The sequence below is a fragment of the Cronobacter sp. JZ38 genome (assembly GCF_008932145.1).
In the GTDB taxonomy this organism is placed as follows: Bacteria; Pseudomonadota; Gammaproteobacteria; order Enterobacterales; family Enterobacteriaceae; genus Cronobacter; species Cronobacter muytjensii.
On the sequence record NZ_CP017662.1, the window covers coordinates 134,531 to 151,235 of the forward strand.

The 16,705-nt window shown below is 49.2% G+C and carries 13 protein-coding genes and 3 pseudogenes; all 16 read right to left on the reverse strand.

Translation table 11 applies throughout. The features are described from left to right. The gene (locus BJP61_RS00580; RefSeq protein WP_171997569.1) at positions 1-432 is read right to left on the reverse strand and encodes a DcrB-related protein; all 432 of its coding nucleotides are present in this window, start codon (positions 430-432) and stop codon (positions 1-3) included. Next, positions 429-2,357: a type VI secretion system tip protein TssI/VgrG gene (gene tssI, locus BJP61_RS00585; RefSeq protein ID WP_171997571.1), complete on the reverse strand. Its 1,929-nt coding sequence runs from the start codon at positions 2,355-2,357 to the stop codon at positions 429-431. Before tssI ends, BJP61_RS00580 begins: the two co-directional genes overlap by 4 nt. Before the next feature lie 733 nt (positions 2,358-3,090). Next, positions 3,091-3,603: a hypothetical protein gene (locus tag BJP61_RS00590; protein ID WP_171997573.1), complete on the reverse strand. Its 513-nt coding sequence runs from the start codon at positions 3,601-3,603 to the stop codon at positions 3,091-3,093. An 800-nt stretch (positions 3,604-4,403) separates the two neighbouring features. Beyond that, on the reverse strand, positions 4,404-4,745 hold the full coding sequence (locus BJP61_RS00595; RefSeq protein ID WP_171997575.1) for a hypothetical protein: 342 nt from the start codon (positions 4,743-4,745) through the stop codon (positions 4,404-4,406). 238 nt (positions 4,746-4,983) lie between these two features. Beyond that, entirely contained in the window at positions 4,984-5,367 is a 384-nt protein-coding gene (locus BJP61_RS00600) for a hypothetical protein (RefSeq protein ID WP_171997577.1), read from the reverse strand. 450 nt (positions 5,368-5,817) lie between these two features. Continuing rightward, positions 5,818-6,501, reverse strand: a pseudogene (locus BJP61_RS00605) (RHS repeat-associated core domain-containing protein); the annotation flags it as partial. Positions 6,502-6,654: 153 nt separating this feature from the next. Beyond that, positions 6,655-7,638, reverse strand: coding sequence for a hypothetical protein (locus BJP61_RS00610; protein WP_161580526.1), 984 nt, complete (start codon positions 7,636-7,638; stop codon positions 6,655-6,657). A 451-nt stretch (positions 7,639-8,089) separates the two neighbouring features. After that, a complete protein-coding gene (locus tag BJP61_RS21600) occupies positions 8,090-8,260 on the reverse strand; it encodes a hypothetical protein (protein ID WP_171997579.1) in 171 nt (56 codons plus the stop codon). A 623-nt stretch (positions 8,261-8,883) separates the two neighbouring features. After that, entirely contained in the window at positions 8,884-9,129 is a 246-nt protein-coding gene (locus BJP61_RS00620) for a hypothetical protein (protein WP_105720452.1), read from the reverse strand. Beyond that, on the reverse strand, positions 9,130-9,651 hold the full coding sequence (locus BJP61_RS21605; RefSeq protein WP_255485529.1) for a hypothetical protein: 522 nt from the start codon (positions 9,649-9,651) through the stop codon (positions 9,130-9,132). Beyond that, positions 9,628-10,136: pseudogene (locus BJP61_RS21610) on the reverse strand (RHS repeat-associated core domain-containing protein); the annotation flags it as partial. The pseudogene BJP61_RS21610 and the gene BJP61_RS21605, both read right to left, overlap by 24 nt. A 111-nt stretch (positions 10,137-10,247) precedes the next feature. Continuing rightward, positions 10,248-11,249, reverse strand: coding sequence for a hypothetical protein (locus BJP61_RS00630; protein ID WP_171997581.1), 1,002 nt, complete (start codon positions 11,247-11,249; stop codon positions 10,248-10,250). After that, the gene (locus BJP61_RS21615) at positions 11,246-11,626 is read right to left on the reverse strand and encodes a hypothetical protein (protein WP_255485538.1); all 381 of its coding nucleotides are present in this window, start codon (positions 11,624-11,626) and stop codon (positions 11,246-11,248) included. Before BJP61_RS21615 ends, BJP61_RS00630 begins: the two co-directional genes overlap by 4 nt. 24 nt (positions 11,627-11,650) lie before the next feature. Then, positions 11,651-15,636 (reverse strand): annotated as a pseudogene (locus BJP61_RS00635) (DUF6531 domain-containing protein); the annotation flags it as partial. 13 nt (positions 15,637-15,649) lie between these two features. Beyond that, positions 15,650-16,075, reverse strand: a complete 426-nt coding sequence (locus BJP61_RS00640) for a DcrB-related protein (protein WP_038875639.1) — start codon at positions 16,073-16,075, stop codon at positions 15,650-15,652. A gap of 66 nt (positions 16,076-16,141) precedes the next feature. Continuing rightward, complete coding sequence (locus tag BJP61_RS00645) at positions 16,142-16,663, reverse strand: hypothetical protein (RefSeq protein WP_255485430.1); 522 nt, start codon at positions 16,661-16,663, stop codon at positions 16,142-16,144. Between the last annotated feature and the right edge of the window lie 42 nt (positions 16,664-16,705).

Sequence of the window (16,705 nt, forward strand, 5' to 3'; positions counted from 1 at the left end):
TTACGCTCCCTCTCCCGGCGTAAATTCCAGACCCGCTTTAATGGATTCCCATACCGCAATCGCGTCTTCATCAAAGGGCGCGTTGCGGCTCATCGCCATCACCAGCAGATGATCGTCAAGCATCGTCGCGATTAACTGCTCGTACACGGTCACGCTGTGATTATCAAAACGCAAAGCCACCTCCTGTGCAGGCCTGCCGCCCAGTTGAGTATTAACCACTTCGCCGCCAGAGAACTTTTTCATGTCGCGTTTGAGTTTGGCAACCTGGCTTTTCAGGTACGCTTCTTCTTCGCCAGGCTTCACGTCCCACGCGCGGGTCAGCACCAGCGACGCGCGCGCTTTAGGTAATGTCAGGATAGTCATGCTGCGATCCTGTACGGCTTCCGGCAGCGTCAGCGTCCCTTCTGATAGCGTATATTTCACGTCGCTCATGCCTGCCCTTCTCCGTCGGGGTTAAATGTTTTTGCCACTTCGTTCTGAATGTCTGCGGGCGTCGGCGCGACGTTTGGCGCTTTGTCCGGATCCTTGAGGTTGAGATCAAGCGTGCCGCCGGTATTGATTTGTCCTGTGCCGCTGGCGTTGATCGCGAATTTCGAGCAGTAAAGATTGACCTCGCCGTTCGCACCCAGCTCCAGTACCGTATCGCCCGTGACCAGACGGATGCTGGTCGCGGAAGAAACGGTCACCGTGCCCTGGCCTTTGATGTCGTACTGCCCACCCACCAGTTCGTTGCGCGTCATCTGGATGGCGTGTTCGTGTTTGCCTTCCACCTTGCCGGTGTAATCCTGCTTAATGGCAAGTATTTGCGAGCCACCGACACTGTGGGTCTCATCTTTTTTCACTTTCGTATCAAGATTGCGCTCGGCCTGGATCCACACCTGCTCCTCACCCGCTTTATCCTCAAAGCGCAGGGCGTTGGCGTTGTCCGGCGAGCCGTCCTTCGACCGGCTTAAAAAGCCCATCTGCGTCGCCGCCGCCGGCAGCGCCCACGGCGGCATGCTCGCCTCGTTATACACCCGCCCCGTTATCAGCGGGCGGTCCGGGTCGCCGTTGATGAAGTCCACCACCACCTCGTCGCCCACCCGCGGTATCTGCACCCCGCCAAAGCCCTGGCCTGCCCACGCGCTTGAGACGCGCACCCAGCCCGAGCTGGTGTCGTCGCCCTTCGACAGACGGTCCCAGTGGAACTTCACCTTCACCCGGCCGTATTTGTCCGTCCAGATGCTCTCGCCCTGCGGGCCCACCACCTTCGCCGTCTGCGGGCCGTACGTGCGCGGCCACGGCGTCTTCTGCGCCGGGCGGTACGGCACGTCCGCCGGTATCACCTCAAAGCGCGTCTCGTGGATGGTGTTGCTGTCCGCCCCGCTCGCGTAGCGGTTCTCCTCGAAGTGGTAGTGCGCAACGGTGGTCAGGTACTCCCCGTTGTCGCCGAAGAACGGCGCGTTGCGCAGCACAAACGTGTGCCCCGGCGCGATGCCCAGCGCCGTCGCCGTGCCCTGCGTCTGGCGGTGCTCCACCTGCCACCGCTCCTGGCGGATGCGGGCGTAAAACTCCCCGTGGCCGTGCTCCACAAAGCGCCCCGGCCAGTCGTAGACGTCGATGCTCCCCGGCTGCGGCGATTTCGGGTTCTGCCGCGCCTGGAACAGCCACGCGTTCGGCTTGCGGAAGTCGTAGTCGTCCAGGCTGTAGATGCCCGGCGTCACGCTGTCCTCCAGCGCCCACTGGCTGATGCCCTCTTCGTCCGTGGTGCCGCCCGACGGCGTCACGTGGTACGGAATCGTCTCGTAGCCCGGGAACGGCTCGTACTGGCCGGGGGCGTCGGTGAGAATCAGCGTGTGGTGGTCCTGCTCGTGGCGGAAGTGATACGTGATGCCCTCCAGCTCCAGCAGGCGGCTCATGAAGTCGAGACTGCTCTCCTGATACTGCACGCAGTACTCCCACACCCGGTAGCTCCCCGACAGCCGCTCCTCGACGTTCACCCGGCTCTCGCCCAGCAGCGTCTTCACTATCTGCGGCACCGTCTGCCCCTGGAAGATACGCAGGTTGCGGTCGCGCTGCATCGGCCACAGGTCCGGCTCCACCGTCAGCTCGTACGCCGCGTAGCGGGTGCCCGACATCTCCACCGCGCTCACCGCCACGCGGGTGACCTTGCCGTTAAGGTAGCGCGGCGTCATCAGCGCCTGCGTCGGGATGGTCACCGTCACCGGCTGGCCCAGCAGCGCGCTGCGCTCGGCGCGTGCGTCGGTGCCGAGCAGCGTCAGGGTGAATAAAAACGGCTCCGACAGCGACTCGCGCCCGGAGAGTTTCCAGAAAAGCAGCCCCTCGACCGGGAGCTGAACGGTGATTCGGTTGAGCATAACTTCCATCCCTATGTGTCTGTGCGGTGCAAACCAGAGCCGGAGTCCAGCAGGCTATGCTCTACATCAATCACAGCACAGCAGCAAATGACGCACTATTTTCAGGGCTCTGACAGCGCAGGAGACACTCTGCCAGAAACACTTTGCAGTTTTAGTTAATTCACGTCGCAGGTTGCATGAAATTTCATAATACGGCTACGGCTACCGCCGAGGCAGGTACGCTCGTGTCGTACACGTCGCCTGCGGCCAGTCGTATCAGGAAATGTCAGATAACGAAGCGGCTATTACGGGTTATACAAAACCGACGCGCGCTCGCTGTGTAAATATACCAATAAGTCGCCCGGCAAAAAACCGCCATTGTTTTTCATATGCAGACTATTCCTATTCCAATATTTGGTCGGGTTGAAAGTTGGGATAAAAACAGAATAAGGGCGGGGTATTTTTATGGAGGGCGTCACTAATAACGCGCTGAAATATTCATAAAGGAAAGAGGTTTGGCTTTGTAATACCGCGTGATGAAAGGATTCTTTATAAGAAAGAATAATATTTCACTTAAGGAAACCCCTAGTTATGGTGGGTCGGGAAAATACCGGCTTATTTTACCGCTCATTGTATGGCGAGGCGCGTTTTGGAGCGGTGAGACGGATACGTCTGCGGCGTGTGGCAATGGGTATTGAGGGGGTGATGCGCACGCATTACGCCGAATCGATACCGCTGGCACGCGCGCCCGCCGTTACGCCCCCCGGCTAATAATGACATCGCTCAGGCAATCAGGCGCTTTGACGGTGAAGCTGAACGTTACGGCCTCGCCAGACGCACCGGCAGGCGTGGTGTAGCTGGTCACTTCGTTTTTCGAGTGGCCGCGCGGGGTGTCGGTTATCGTCAATACGGGGTAATGCTGTTTCACGTCGTTAAGCGTCAGGCACGGGCCCTGCCAGTGCGATATCCATACCAGCGTTTTCTCCTGCGGATCTCTGCTGAGCCTTAATTCAATATCCGTAGCCCTTCCCGCCGCCGCAAACGCGACATCGTCAGCGCCGTAAAAATTGATGTACTCGTTCTGCGAGATGAGATAAAATTTTAAAGGCGCGCGGTTAAGCGTCGCAACATTGATATCCGCTAAAGATGAACGCAGGGCGGTAATAAAATCCCACAGCGAAGCCGGGCGCATATCAGCCACGGCACTGGCAGAGTTCAACGCCACCAGGAAGGCGACGGCAGCGGTAGTGTTCTTTATTGCCATCATGATCCTGTATTCCCCCGCGTGGCGCGCCGCTGAATAACCTGTTGAGTGAGCGTTAAACCTGAGGAGCGTGTTCATATAAAAAGCGTCGCAGCGCACTGCGCCCTTGCTGTTAATCACGCCACAATTTTAACGCTTTTAACGGAGCAATACACTGCATGCAAATGGTCGATAAAAGCAGCCGCATCTTTTGAATGACAAATCGGTCGTTAAGCAATTTCTTTGCTATATCTCTATCGTTCAGATGAATAACGGTATCAAACGGCAGCCCTAATGTAAGCACGTCCTCTTTTTCAAGAAAGTAATTATGGGCTCCGTTTTCAACCCCGTCCTCCCATTTGTGCACTGTCAGTCGGCAAAAATGATACTGTGATAAGGGATTGTTTTTATGGAGTATTTCTTTAACCTTTTTCGATACGTTAGTGTATTCAGGTTCATTGTGTATTGGGCATAATCCTGGCATCAATCCCCCCTTTGCTTACATTTACTAAGACCCAGTTTCTTTTGAATAAACCCATACTGGCGCATCGCACTATCAGGGACATCTACATCGCCCGCCGCAAGGACTTCCATAACATGCGTAAGGCAACGGCGGGTGCGAATATCGTAAGGTCCAGGATTTTTTTCCTAATTGCGATTTCTGGAACTCAATGGCTTTTTCGGCTGACGCATCGGGAATATCAGATACAGCTTTATGGACTTTGCCACACTTATTGAAGCTTGTTTTATTTAATCCTTCTCGTCGCCTGACAATTCTGTATTGCATGCCTGAGGCGAGCCTTTAATATCTAACTATATGCCGTTTAATAAGCAGGCGAATTTTTGATAAGTTTTTTATTTTTTATATCTATAGAAAAATGCCAATCATGCCACCCTTCAAGTTTTTCATGAAAAACACACACCACCAAAACCTCACGCATTTCATTCTTCGTTAAATAATAAAATACAGCCCCATCCGGAGGAGAAAAAGAAAAAGCTTCGCTGCCATCTTCATCCAGCACCAATAACTTATCAGGAAGAGGTTGGGCATTACATAACATAATAACTTTCTGGCGATGATCATCAAGTATAGCCTGATCAAGGCCCTCTATATGTAAACTCACTTCTTTCGCATCAACAGTCCAGTAAAGATTAGTCTTATCCACACTAAAATCTTCAATCATATTTATGCAGACTGCCACCCTGGCTTAGTTTTCTGAGAAATGCGATTAATCATGATAAAAACATCGATTTAGCTCTTTGAACCTTCTCAAGACAAACAGAGATTTAAAATATTTGAAAGGCCTCATACCTTAATACTCCAAACCTTATCTTGAGAAATTAGAAAAACCAAATTAAAATTTCACAATTCCACGCTGTAAATTTACCAAACAATAATTAGACTTACTCAGAGCCATCAATAAACTCGAAAGATTCCTTTGCAAGACCATTTTTTTCTCTATACTCGCTTTCCCATTCGAAATAATCATTCGGTTCCTCTGCTCTAATATCTTTATCCCAATACCTGTCCCCATAAGCTATAGTCATTGCCCAATGATATTCTGTTTCATGGCTTCGCAAAGCCACACTCATATAATTATTTAATGCTCCACATATTATAGGTGAGTTAAATACTAAACCCTCAGCCTCTTGCTTACTTTTATCGGTGCATTTAACCACAAGCCCGATAATAACAGCCACCCATGAGCGGAAATTGAAAACTATTTTATTGGTTGACGAACTATTTTCTTCAAAAACAATTCCATCGGCAATGTTGTTTTTAATCATTTTTTACAACCATTACTTTAGTATTTATTAAATAGTTTCGCTGCTTTATTATTGAATACAGCTAATTGTTGGCCTATGGGCCGCGGAGAAGCCCCTTCTCGTGCTGCGCTTTGATTAGCGAGCATAGGTCCACTGACACCTTCATAATTATGATTTAACGTATTTGCTCGTCCCTTCGTTACGAAGTCAGCCCATTCGCTGTTTGCCGTATCAAAGGTTTTTATGTTTAATTTTTCCAACTCTTAATTTGGGGTTTCAAATTCTGTTATGGATGGATGATTTCGCATATTCGCCCACTCGGTCATCTGAGCCTTGTCAGTTGTAACATAAAAACTTCCTTGATTAGCAGGATTAAAATCTAACCCAACACGCCCTTTTGATGGATCGATATCCCCTTGTATATCTCCAGCATGATAAAATTTTGTCTTATTCGCCCCCCACGAATCCACCCCCCAGCGCATTCGGTGCAAACTGGTAGAGATTAATACCGCCCGCCAGACCAATTGGGTCATGCTGCGTGAACCTGCCGCAGTCCGGGTCGTAGTAGCGGAATAAATTGTAGTGAAGCCCGGTTTCACGGTCCAGGTACTGACCCTGCATACGCAGATTCTGGTGATAGCCTGTCGGCAACGGCGTCGATTCATGCGCCAGTTTGCCCCACGCGCTGTTTCGCCCTTCCCACCGCACCTGGCCTTCCACATCGGTCAGACGCTCCGGCGTGCCGTTCGGCTGGTTGTGGAACCAGTAAATATCCGGTGACTGCGTGCCGTCGATGCGCGCCAGCGGCTCGTAGCTGTGCGGGTCGCTGTAAACGTAGGTCAGCGGCACCTCGTCATGGATTTCCTGTAGCAGCCGGAATCCTTCCCAGACGAAGCGTGTGGTGACCGTTTTACCGGTTGGCTGGTCCGCCAGCGACTGACGACGGGTCTTGCTGATGCGCCGCCCCAGCGGGTCGTAGCGGAAGCTGACTTCTACCTGCGGCTTATTGCGGTCCCGTGGCTGGCTGATAACGTCTGTCAGGCGGTGCTCGCGGTCGTAGCGGTAGCGCCAGCGGGTCTGCCCGTTGTCTTTCTCTACCGTGCGGCCGTGAATGTCGTAACGCCACTGAATGCCGTTAAGCTGCGTCACGCGGTTGAAGCGCACCGTCTGCGTCAGCACAGGAATAACACTGTCGTGTTATCATCAGCAACAGTAAAAAGAGTTAAACAAATTTGCATCCGCAACCATTCAATTTTTATTTATTAGATGGCCAGATTTGATAACTGGCCTACACTTAATTTTGATATTTTAGGGGAAGATGTAAGATTGAAGCAGAGGTTCTGACACTGGATCCTTGTCTTCTCTTGTAATTGTAAAAGTCGGAATAGGGTAATTGGAATCGCTCTGTGAAAGGGCACTTTTCACATAAAGTTTTAAAGAAATAAAATCTCCTTTGCCTTTTATCGTGATTTTCGGCCAATTGACTTTAGTTAGTTCCTCCCAATTTCTCAAAGCATGCCCCGGAATTACACTTACCTCTTTAATATCTTCCTTTAGATAGTACTTGCCATTATAAGGAGTTTCATCCCCTATAAATGGAGACTGCATATTACTTTCACAACAAGAAAGAATATAATAAACCCATGGCGTGTTGCCCCATGACAGAACCATTAAACCTTCATTAAATATATCATTTGCTAATTCTGTCGTTGTAAATTCTTCAATAAGATCATTATTAAACTCCTTGTTCTCCAGGAATATTTTTAATAATTCTATATCTGCAAGCATAAAACCTAGCTCACTCAGCCCACCACAATAACGAACTAAATCATTCTCTTTTTTAAAAGGGCGAAGGGATTTATCATCTGCTTTTTTGAAAACCAAATGAATATTAAGAATACTGGCTCGCTCTAATAATTCTTTTTTACTTGAGAAAGTTACTTCCTCACCGGCATGAGGAACATCTTCATATAAATAAGCGCCTATCTTATAAACAGGGACATTCAATTCTTGCTGATTACCAAAAATAACCTCCTCTCCTATCGCGCCATTAATGGTTACATTGAACGGTTTATTAGTTATAATTTCTGATTCTAAAATAGGCTCAAAATTGTCCACATATTTTTCTAAAAAAGAAAGACTTCCCGACTCAACCGCCTCAACATTAATTGCCACTTTACCTTTAAAGGTATAGTTGAGATGCGAAGAAATGTCGAAAACCTCTTTACTAGTTTGTATTTCTATTTTATTAATCAAGTTGACATTATCAACTGCATATTGTAGCTCTTTCATATTTACCTCGTCTTGAGATAACCTTGTACTTCTTTAACCTAAGGATTCCATTTCTTATACCCATTACAATATCTTGGCCAAGCAGCTAGCTATTTATTTCCCGGCCTCTAAAGTTAAATTTCCCCACCCATCATTTTTCTAGTATCAAAACGCAGACTCTGATGGAAATTGAACAAAGTTTAAAAGCGTGCTGGGTTGCGCCAAACTTTTGAACCTCTGGATTGCTTTTAAATAATCAACTGTCGATTAGGATATTTTCTTGGTTTCACCTTATCTACTTTTACGGGAATACTTGGCACATCCATACCACCAAGTGCACCATGCTGGATTAGTTATTGCATACTATGTTTAATAAGTTGATTGATAACAACTCATTTAAAACGCTCATACTTATAAAATCAAGAGTGTTATATTTTAGCTTGCAGTTATTTTAGTTTAATGTAGATTAAAGCTAACCAAAGAAAAATCTCATAAATCCTTCAGCTTCTTTTTCATCTAATTTTTTAGATAGCATATCTTTAATATCACCTATGAATGATGCTTCAACATTAAAATCTTCATCAAAAACCTCACCGTTATATTTATCACGTTCGATATCTACTGCTGAATTTAATCTATCCAAGAAGGTTATAACGAATCAGCTATAATAAAATGCCTTTTTTGGATACTCCCATATACAGCGCATGCATCAGATGTTGTATCGCAAAAAAGAACATCACCGTTTCTTTCAGCAAAAATAATATACGTTTCATTCCAGGTGTTATCACCTGTATTTCAGCCTGACAATATCCTCTTTAATTCAGACGGCTCGATAAAATGCATAAAGAAAACGCCATCCAGTGTCGATTTATCTTTTAAGGTTAAATGATGGTAAAAAAACTCAATCTCTCCTCTTAGAGAAAGGGTACTCTCTAAATTATTATCATGATCTGTATAATCAACCACTCCCATGCTTTGATTATTTAACTTGAAATTCTCAGCCAACTTAACAATAGAGTTCTTTATACTGATTTTGAATCCATTTATTCTTTGCAACATTGTCTACTTGTTAAAATTCACACTCTATCAATCAAACGACTACGTTTCCTCGTTCTTTTTCGCGCCCGGTTCATTTTCATTGTATACCTTCGTCAGCGGTCGTCCTGCGCAGCCAATTTTATAAAGACTCTAGGAGTCAAGGTAAATTTAGAAATACACTCACAGCATCAACCTCCGATAAAGATATAGAATTCCTTTATTTTATTGTTATTGCCAGTGATCCAAGAGATTTATCCAAAGCTCTTTCTCACCCGGAATTTCTTTAACATCGCCTCGATTTTCAGCTATGTATTTCATATAAAGCTGATAAATAGCTCTTATCGTTACTGTTTTATTTGAGCGAGACCCTTCTATCAGCTTATCTAATTCCTCTCGGTAAGCCAATGACTTAACCCTGCTGGAAAAAAAAGACTTGAGATAATCCAGCACTTCATTATATGAGCTATAATCCATTCACTCCTCCGGCAATATATCAATTTCATCAAAATAAATTTTACGCTTGTCAGCATGCATCTGTTGCACGCCACCTTTTCCATATTCAGGATAAGCAGCAGTAAAAGGTTCCAATGGTGCCCCAGCTTCGTCACCAAACATCCTTGGATGCCTTACTTGCGGTCGCCCATTCTCATAGAGTTGTAAAGTGTCAAATGTACCTCTCAATCTTGCATCACTCCATGAAACATCCGCAGGTAATGTTGGATCAACTTTATCAGGACCCTTTATTTGGAACCCATCTCTTGCAGCTTTCCCTGTTTCAAATTTATCGAACCCAAAATATGTTACAGGTGCATTTTTGTTTTTAATAAGATCGGGGGCCCATTGATTTAAACTTCCATCATCATTTAAATAACGAACATAACGGTAAGCCGTTGAAGGCATCGTTGCACTAGGCCCATCTGGTCCTACGTAAAAATTGGGTTTGCTTTTCCCTCCTCCGCTGCATTCACGATCTAACCCCCACGGATCTACCCACACCAGCGCATTCGGCGCAAACTGGTAGAGATTAATACCCCCGCGAGTCCAATCGGGTCGTGCTGCGTGAACCTGCCGCAGTCCGGGTCGTAGTAGCGGAACAGATTGTAGTGAAGCCCGGTTTCACGGTCCAGGTACTGACCCTGCATACGCAGATTCTGGTGATAGCCTGTCGGCAACGGCGTCGATTCATGCGCCAGTTTGCCCCACGCGCTGTTTCGCCCTTCCCAGCGCACCTGGCCTTCCACATCGGTCAGACGCTCCGGCGTGCCGTTCGGCTGGTTGTGGAACCAGTAAATATCCGGTGACTGCGTGCCGTCGATGCGCGCCAGCGGCTCGTAGCTGTGCGGGTCGCTGTAAACGTAGGTCAGCGGCACCTCGTCATGGATTTCCTGTAGCAGCCGGAATCCTTCCCAGACGAAGCGTGTGGTGACCGTTTTACCGGTTGGCTGGTCCGCCAGCGACTGACGACGGGTCATATCGCGTGATTTTGTAGCACCTTATCTCACATTAACGAAATAGGTATTATATGACATTTATTATTAACATAAAAACAACCACCTTCAGTATATGCAACACCTCAAAAATATACTGTAAATTTAAACCTGATATATCAAATTAAAAAGCCTGCACTTTGAGCGCTCTGGGATTTTTATATAATGATTAAGTTCTAGCTGACTTATTCTCTTTCTGTCTACAAATACTCCCCTATATACTATAGCTGATAAAATATTAGAAAAAAGCTCATCATCCATATGTTTTTTAAGCGATAAAAGCCTTCTTGGGTTTTTCCTAATTATGTAGTAGGAATAATTCATTAAAAAAAAGTTAGAGACAAGTAAATTTATCGTTGATTGATATCTATCAAAGCATTCAGCTAATACTCTATAAAGATTTTTATTGGCTCTTTTAAATGTGTTAATAAAAATATCCGGTTCAATTAAAGAAACATTCACATCATCAAAGGGTAAAGTGTAATCATTATTATCGCGGTCTGCCAGTAACGATACAGCATCCATCTGAAATTTCTTTATTTTAGCCGCTACCAAATTATATTTTTCTTTATTTAAAGATGTATAGAAAACGTTTAAAAGGTGAGTTATTGATATGCTTTTTCGCTCTTTTGCTTTCAAGCAAACACCTTCTTCATTGATATGAAGGAGGTTATATGAATCGTGATCTATACCTAATTCAAAACATAAGAATCTAAAAAAGAAGTTTTGCGCCTTTAATTTATTTGCGACGTTAGCGTTTTTCAAGGAAATTAGCTGCTTTAAATAATACAATATAAATATATCTTTATCGATCCTTTGCCTATTATCAATTTGAAATAGATATCCCAATCGAGAAAGAAATAATTTAACAGCATAAATTTCGTCTTCTGTTAGCTTTTCTTTTGCCATTATCCGGTTAAATTCCCCTTCTGGTAAAAAATCTAACCAGCGACTCAAGGAACATAGCGTCCCATTTTCATTCATAAATGAAAAGAGAAATAATCCGGGTTCCCTTTGTAAATATCCATAATCACCAAAAGTACGTATTTCAGCTCTTGCATTTACGAAATGATTAATTTTATGGAGATAAATTTCAAAATTCATCATGTAATCCTTGTGCCGCATTTTTTCCAATTACCTTTTTGATCCCTTTTCTCAATATGGAGCGAGGTAATTTTATCATTGAAATCTTTGAGAATATTTTTCCCGATCCCTTTCGCGCCCGGTTCATTTTCTTTAGATAAAACCCCATCTTTTAAGCCTGTTTCTTTATAATCCACTGAAGATATATCTTTATGATTGTTGAGCATTTCTACGCCCTCATCATTTACAGTAATAACTGCGCGATATTTTTCATCTCCCGGGTTAAATCCTGGGCGACTGTCATGATTAACCCATACAGCCTTAGCGCCTTTGTGATGAGGAATGAGTCCTCCTTTACCCCCACGCTCAGCAGCAACATCAATCGCTTCGGCTTTTCCCATATATCTTATTACTTCATTTTGCTTCAATCCAAGTGGGTCTATTTTCCCAAGCGCATTCGGTGCAAACTGGTAGAGATTAATACCCCCGCGAGTCCAATCGGGTCGTGCTGCGTGAACCTGCCGCAGTCCGGGTCGTAGTAGCGGAACAGATTGTAGTGAAGCCCGGTTTCACGGTCCAGGTACTGACCCTGCATACGCAGGTTCTGGTGATAGCCCGTCGGCAGCGGCGTCGACTCATGCGCCAGTTTGCCCCACGCGCTGTTTCGCCCTTCCCACCGCACCTTGCCTTCCACATCGGTCAGCCGCTCCGGCGTGCCGTTCGGCTGATTGTGGAACCAGTAAATATCCGGTGACTGCGTGCCGTCGATGCGCGCCAGCGGCTCGTAGCTGTGCGGGTCGCTGTAAACGTAGGTCAGCGGCACCTCGTCATGGATTTCCTGTAGCAGCCGGAATCCTTCCCAGACGAAGCGTGTGGTGACCATTTTACCGGTTGGCTGGCCCGCCAGCGACTGACGACGGGTCTTGCTGATGCGCCGCCCCAGCGGGTCGTAGCGGAAGCTGACTTCCACCTGCGGCTTATTGCGGTCGCGTGGCTGGCTGATAACATCCGACAGGCGATGCTCGCCGTCGTAGCGGTAGCGCCAGCGGGTCTGCCCGTTGTCTTTCTCTACCGTACGGCCATGAATGTCATAACGCCACTGAATGCCGTTAAGCTGCGTTACGCGGTTGAAGCGCACCGTCTGCGTCGCGCTGTTATCAAGCGGGTTACCCGCCGCGTCCCACTGCCACTGCTCCTGACCTGGCAGCGTGCCGTCCTGGGTCAGCAGACGTCCGGCGTTATCGTACTTCCAGCGATACCAGTTAAATGGATTGTCGTCGCGCTCCTCGCGAATGAGATTGTTACGGTAGTCGTAATCCCAGCGGCGGGACCAGCGGCGCGGCGCGGGGCGTTGCGCATCGCCGGTGAAAACGTCGCGGCGCGTCAGACGGCCCAGCCGGTCATAATCGCTGCGGGTCGTGAGCAGCCCCTGTGTACGGCTTATCTCACGGTGCAGTTCATCACGCGTAAAATCGGTCACCGGCAGGTTATCCAGTGCGATAGAGAGCAAGTGCCCGCTGCCGTAGAAATGATGTTTTAGCGTCCGTCCGTCAGGCAGTTGCACGGACGTACGGTTGCCGAGCGCATCATAGGTCCAGCCCAGCGCGCCGTTCTCACCCTGTTCGCTGATGACGCGCCCCAGAGCATCATACTCAAAGCGCAGTTCCTGTTCCGCCTCACGGCTCCAGACGTTTTCCGCAAGCGATGCATGCAGTGCAACACGGCTTATTAATCCCGCTGGCGTGTAGTCGTAGCGGGTCTGGCCTTCCGGCGTAGTGCGCGCAAGAAGCTGCCCTGCCGCGCTCCAGGCAAAAGTATGGGTAATCGCCTCCGGGTGCCCGGCAGCGAAAGTGCGCGAGATGGTGCGTCCGCAGGCGTCATACCCGTAACGGGTAATCACGCCGTCTAAACTTTCTTCCTCAAGCAGCCGGGAATCTGCGCCCCAGCGGAACTGGTATGCCTCGCCTTTTTCGTTTTCGAGCGCAATCAGGCGGCCACGGCTGTCCCATCGGCGGCGCACCGCTTCACCCTGCGGGTTTGACGTCGCAATAAGACGACCCGCGCCATCATAGCTAAACTCGCTGCGCTTGCCGTCGGCCCCTTCATGCGCTTCAGGCAGACCGCGCGCATTCCATAACAGGCGTTCTTCCCAGCCTTCCGGGCGTTCCAGCTGGATCGGACGGCCTGCGGCGTCGTAGCGGTAGCGGGTCTCTTCGCCATCCGCCGTAATAGCAGTACTTAACCAACCGAGCGGATGATAGCGGTAACGGGTAACGCGCCCCGAACAGTCTGTCGCGCGAATAACCTGCCCCGCGTCGTTGTATTCCTGGCGGCGGCTGTTACCGGCGGCATCTGTCTCCTCGACAATTTGACCAAACTCGTCGCGGCGCAAAAGTGTAGTTTGTCCGAGCGCATCGGCGATGCGCGCCAGCCCGTGATGTTCATCGTAGTAAAAGCGCGTGGCGGTACCGTCCGCCTCAGTGATAACCGCAGGCAATGCGCGATGTTCCAGCCACTGCGTGGCGCGGGTATTCCCTTCTGCATCCACCTCCTGGACACGGTTGCCCATGTCGTCATAAACGAACGTCGTCGCGTTGCCCAAAGGATCGACACGGCGAGTCAGCAGATCGTGTTCATTCCACTCGTAGCGCCAGGTTTCGCCGCGCTCATCAACAAAACGTATGATAAGCCCTTGCGCGTTCCAGTAATGCAGGCGCGTCTGACCATCGTATTGCGTGACCGTGGTCAGCCCTGCGGCCAGATCGTAAGCGATACGGCAACCATCGCCGGTGCTGGTACGGTTCTCTACCACGCGCCAGTGATCGAATTTTTCCCAGCGATACTCACTCTCCAGGCCGCCGGGTAACCGGTGCCAGATCATCAGACCAGCATCGTTGTAGCGGTACTCGCGCGTCGTGATGCCGGTTGCGTCAGTCACTGCGGCTAGTTGTCCGCGTACGTCATAGCGATAAGTCACCAGCGGCCACGTTTTGTCGCCGTCAAAATGTGAGGCTGAAGTGACACGCTGTGGAAAACGCGCATCCTCATAGTGCAGCGTGACATCAATGGCGCAGGGGGCGTCGTGAATGCGCACCAGGCGGCCATGCTCATCCCAGCCGGTTTCCAGCGCATTGCCATATTCGTCGCTCAGCGACGCCAGACGCAGCACCGAAGGGTTGGCGCGGGTAGGTTTAAACAGACGCCAGACGGCGCCATCGTCGTCGGCGATCGCCACATCGCCGTTCTCATTGCGTCGAACGATAAGCCCTTCGCTGATACTGTATAGCGCCTGATTGAGCGGCGGCAGCGTAAAGCGCAGCTCACGCCCGGTCTCGTCAAACCAGGTGACCTCGCCGTCATCCAGCGTCAGATAGCTGTCGAATGCCGTGGCCCAGCCCAGGCCAAATAATCCTTCGCGGGTGGTTAAGCTGTTATAGCTGCGCTGCCAGCGCAGGGGAAAACGGCCCGGCAGCGAAAAATCCAGTTCATTATTGTCGTTCAGGACTTTTACACCCGTGGCGGCATGCACCGGGTGCGATGATGAGAAAACGGCATTTATTGCCATATCTGTGAGCATGCCTGCACCTGCCGAGACCAGGGCGCAGGGCATGTTTTTGAGGACTTTACCGGGTCGGCCACGGATAAGCGAAAGTGCAAGCATCGCCACCGCAAGGCCTGCGGTTTTACCGCTTTTGATATCGCGCACCGTCAGTGTTTCGCCACCGATGATTACGTTGGGCGATACCTCCTCTGAGATAGTGGCTTCGCAGGTGGTGCGGTCTTTGGCGCGCACGGCAGGCTGGCCGTTAATGAAGACGCTTTTTGAACCTTCGGCCAGGTATTGCGGGCCAGAATGTTTATCACAAAGAACTTTATCCAGTTCCAGTGACGACGTACCGGGTGCGGCAGTGGCGACGGTAGGCTGCCACATCTCGCTACCGAACTGCGCCGCAGCGGAGAGCAACATGCCGCCGTAATCGGCGAAGCTGGCAGGCTTTTGTGGCTCCGGCGGTGGCGTGTCGACCGAGGTCAGTTCGCCTGCCGCGCGAGCGGCTGGAAGCTTGTTGGTCAGCACATTGCCTGAGCCGGTGGCGATGAAACCAGCCGGTGATGGCGGGAATATCGCATTGCCGATCCCCGTCGCCATATTACTGATGTCATCCGTGATGCCTGCGGCATTCGCCAGGATACCACCGATAATTCCGCTCAGTGCACAGCTGGAACCTATCGCCGTCAGGGTAGCCGCCGCCGCGCCCGCACCCACAAGCGGTGCGGCGGCCGTTGCGGCAAACGCCACCGCTGAGCCAATGGCTGCATACGCGATGCCTTCAGCTACAAGGCTTGTGATATCTGCAAAGACACTGGAGTGAATGATCTTATCGCCCTGGCGGGCTGCATGTTTGTCGCTCATGCCATGTATTCCATTATTTATGCAGCGTCAGGCTTTGTTTGATGGTATTCCAGCGTTCCGCATCTTCATCAGTGAAGGGGCGCAGCGCGGAAAGGGTGAAGATTAAAAGGCGTGGAGCATCCGGCGCCTGTACAGCGAACTGCTTCTGCCAGATCTGCTGCCCCTGCCGCACAAATGCCGTTTCGACTTCAACGGCGCGCAGCGACGGTTGCCCAACGACAATACGCGAAAAATCGCTCTGTTCGATTTCACCCATTTGCGCGCGCAGCACCTCCCACTGGCGGTGGAATTCCTTTTCGAAATCGCTGTCATCCGGAATTGCGCCACGACTGACAATTAACGATAGCCCACTCTCATCGTCGCGTAACATCGTCATGCTGGTGTCCTGCCAGGCAGCAGGAAAAAGGGAAAACGAACCTTCCTGAAGGGTATATTTCATGGTGGGGCCTGTAATTAAATTACTGTGTTAAATAATAATGAGAAGTGCGTCCATGTGTAGTGACCCTTAATATACGTATTTAGCCATCGTAATACGTTTCAGACATCTTGAATCCTGCTCCGGAAAGCTAAAGGCCCATGCGAGCCCTCTGCTATCTTTCGCAGTCCGATAACCTATCATTTGTCCGATGGCGTGCCCATTCGGTACGTTAAACAATTTAGCGTCAGGGAAATATTCTTTAACTTGCTTAAGAGTTATACAAGGACTATCAACTATAAACGAAACCATAGAAACCGTTTTTTCCCCATTATTCCACAAGCGAACGTCCAACCCGCTGAGTCGGGTGCCGTCCAGTAATGTAAACGGTGCGGAAGTGAAGCGGTCATCTGCTGTTGGCAGAACTCGCACAAGAGGCTGACGAAGAAGCTGGCTGACATCATTCGCTTGCTTACCCCAAACTGATTTTAGCGCTTTAACAATGTCCCATAAGGAATCTTGATTCATATCTTTTTGGCCTGCATAAGTAAATGAATATAATGATGAGAATATAAAAATAACCAATATTTTTTTTATCACGGCTATTCCCATAATAACCTCTCAATGATCGTTATAATATATGATAGCATGGAA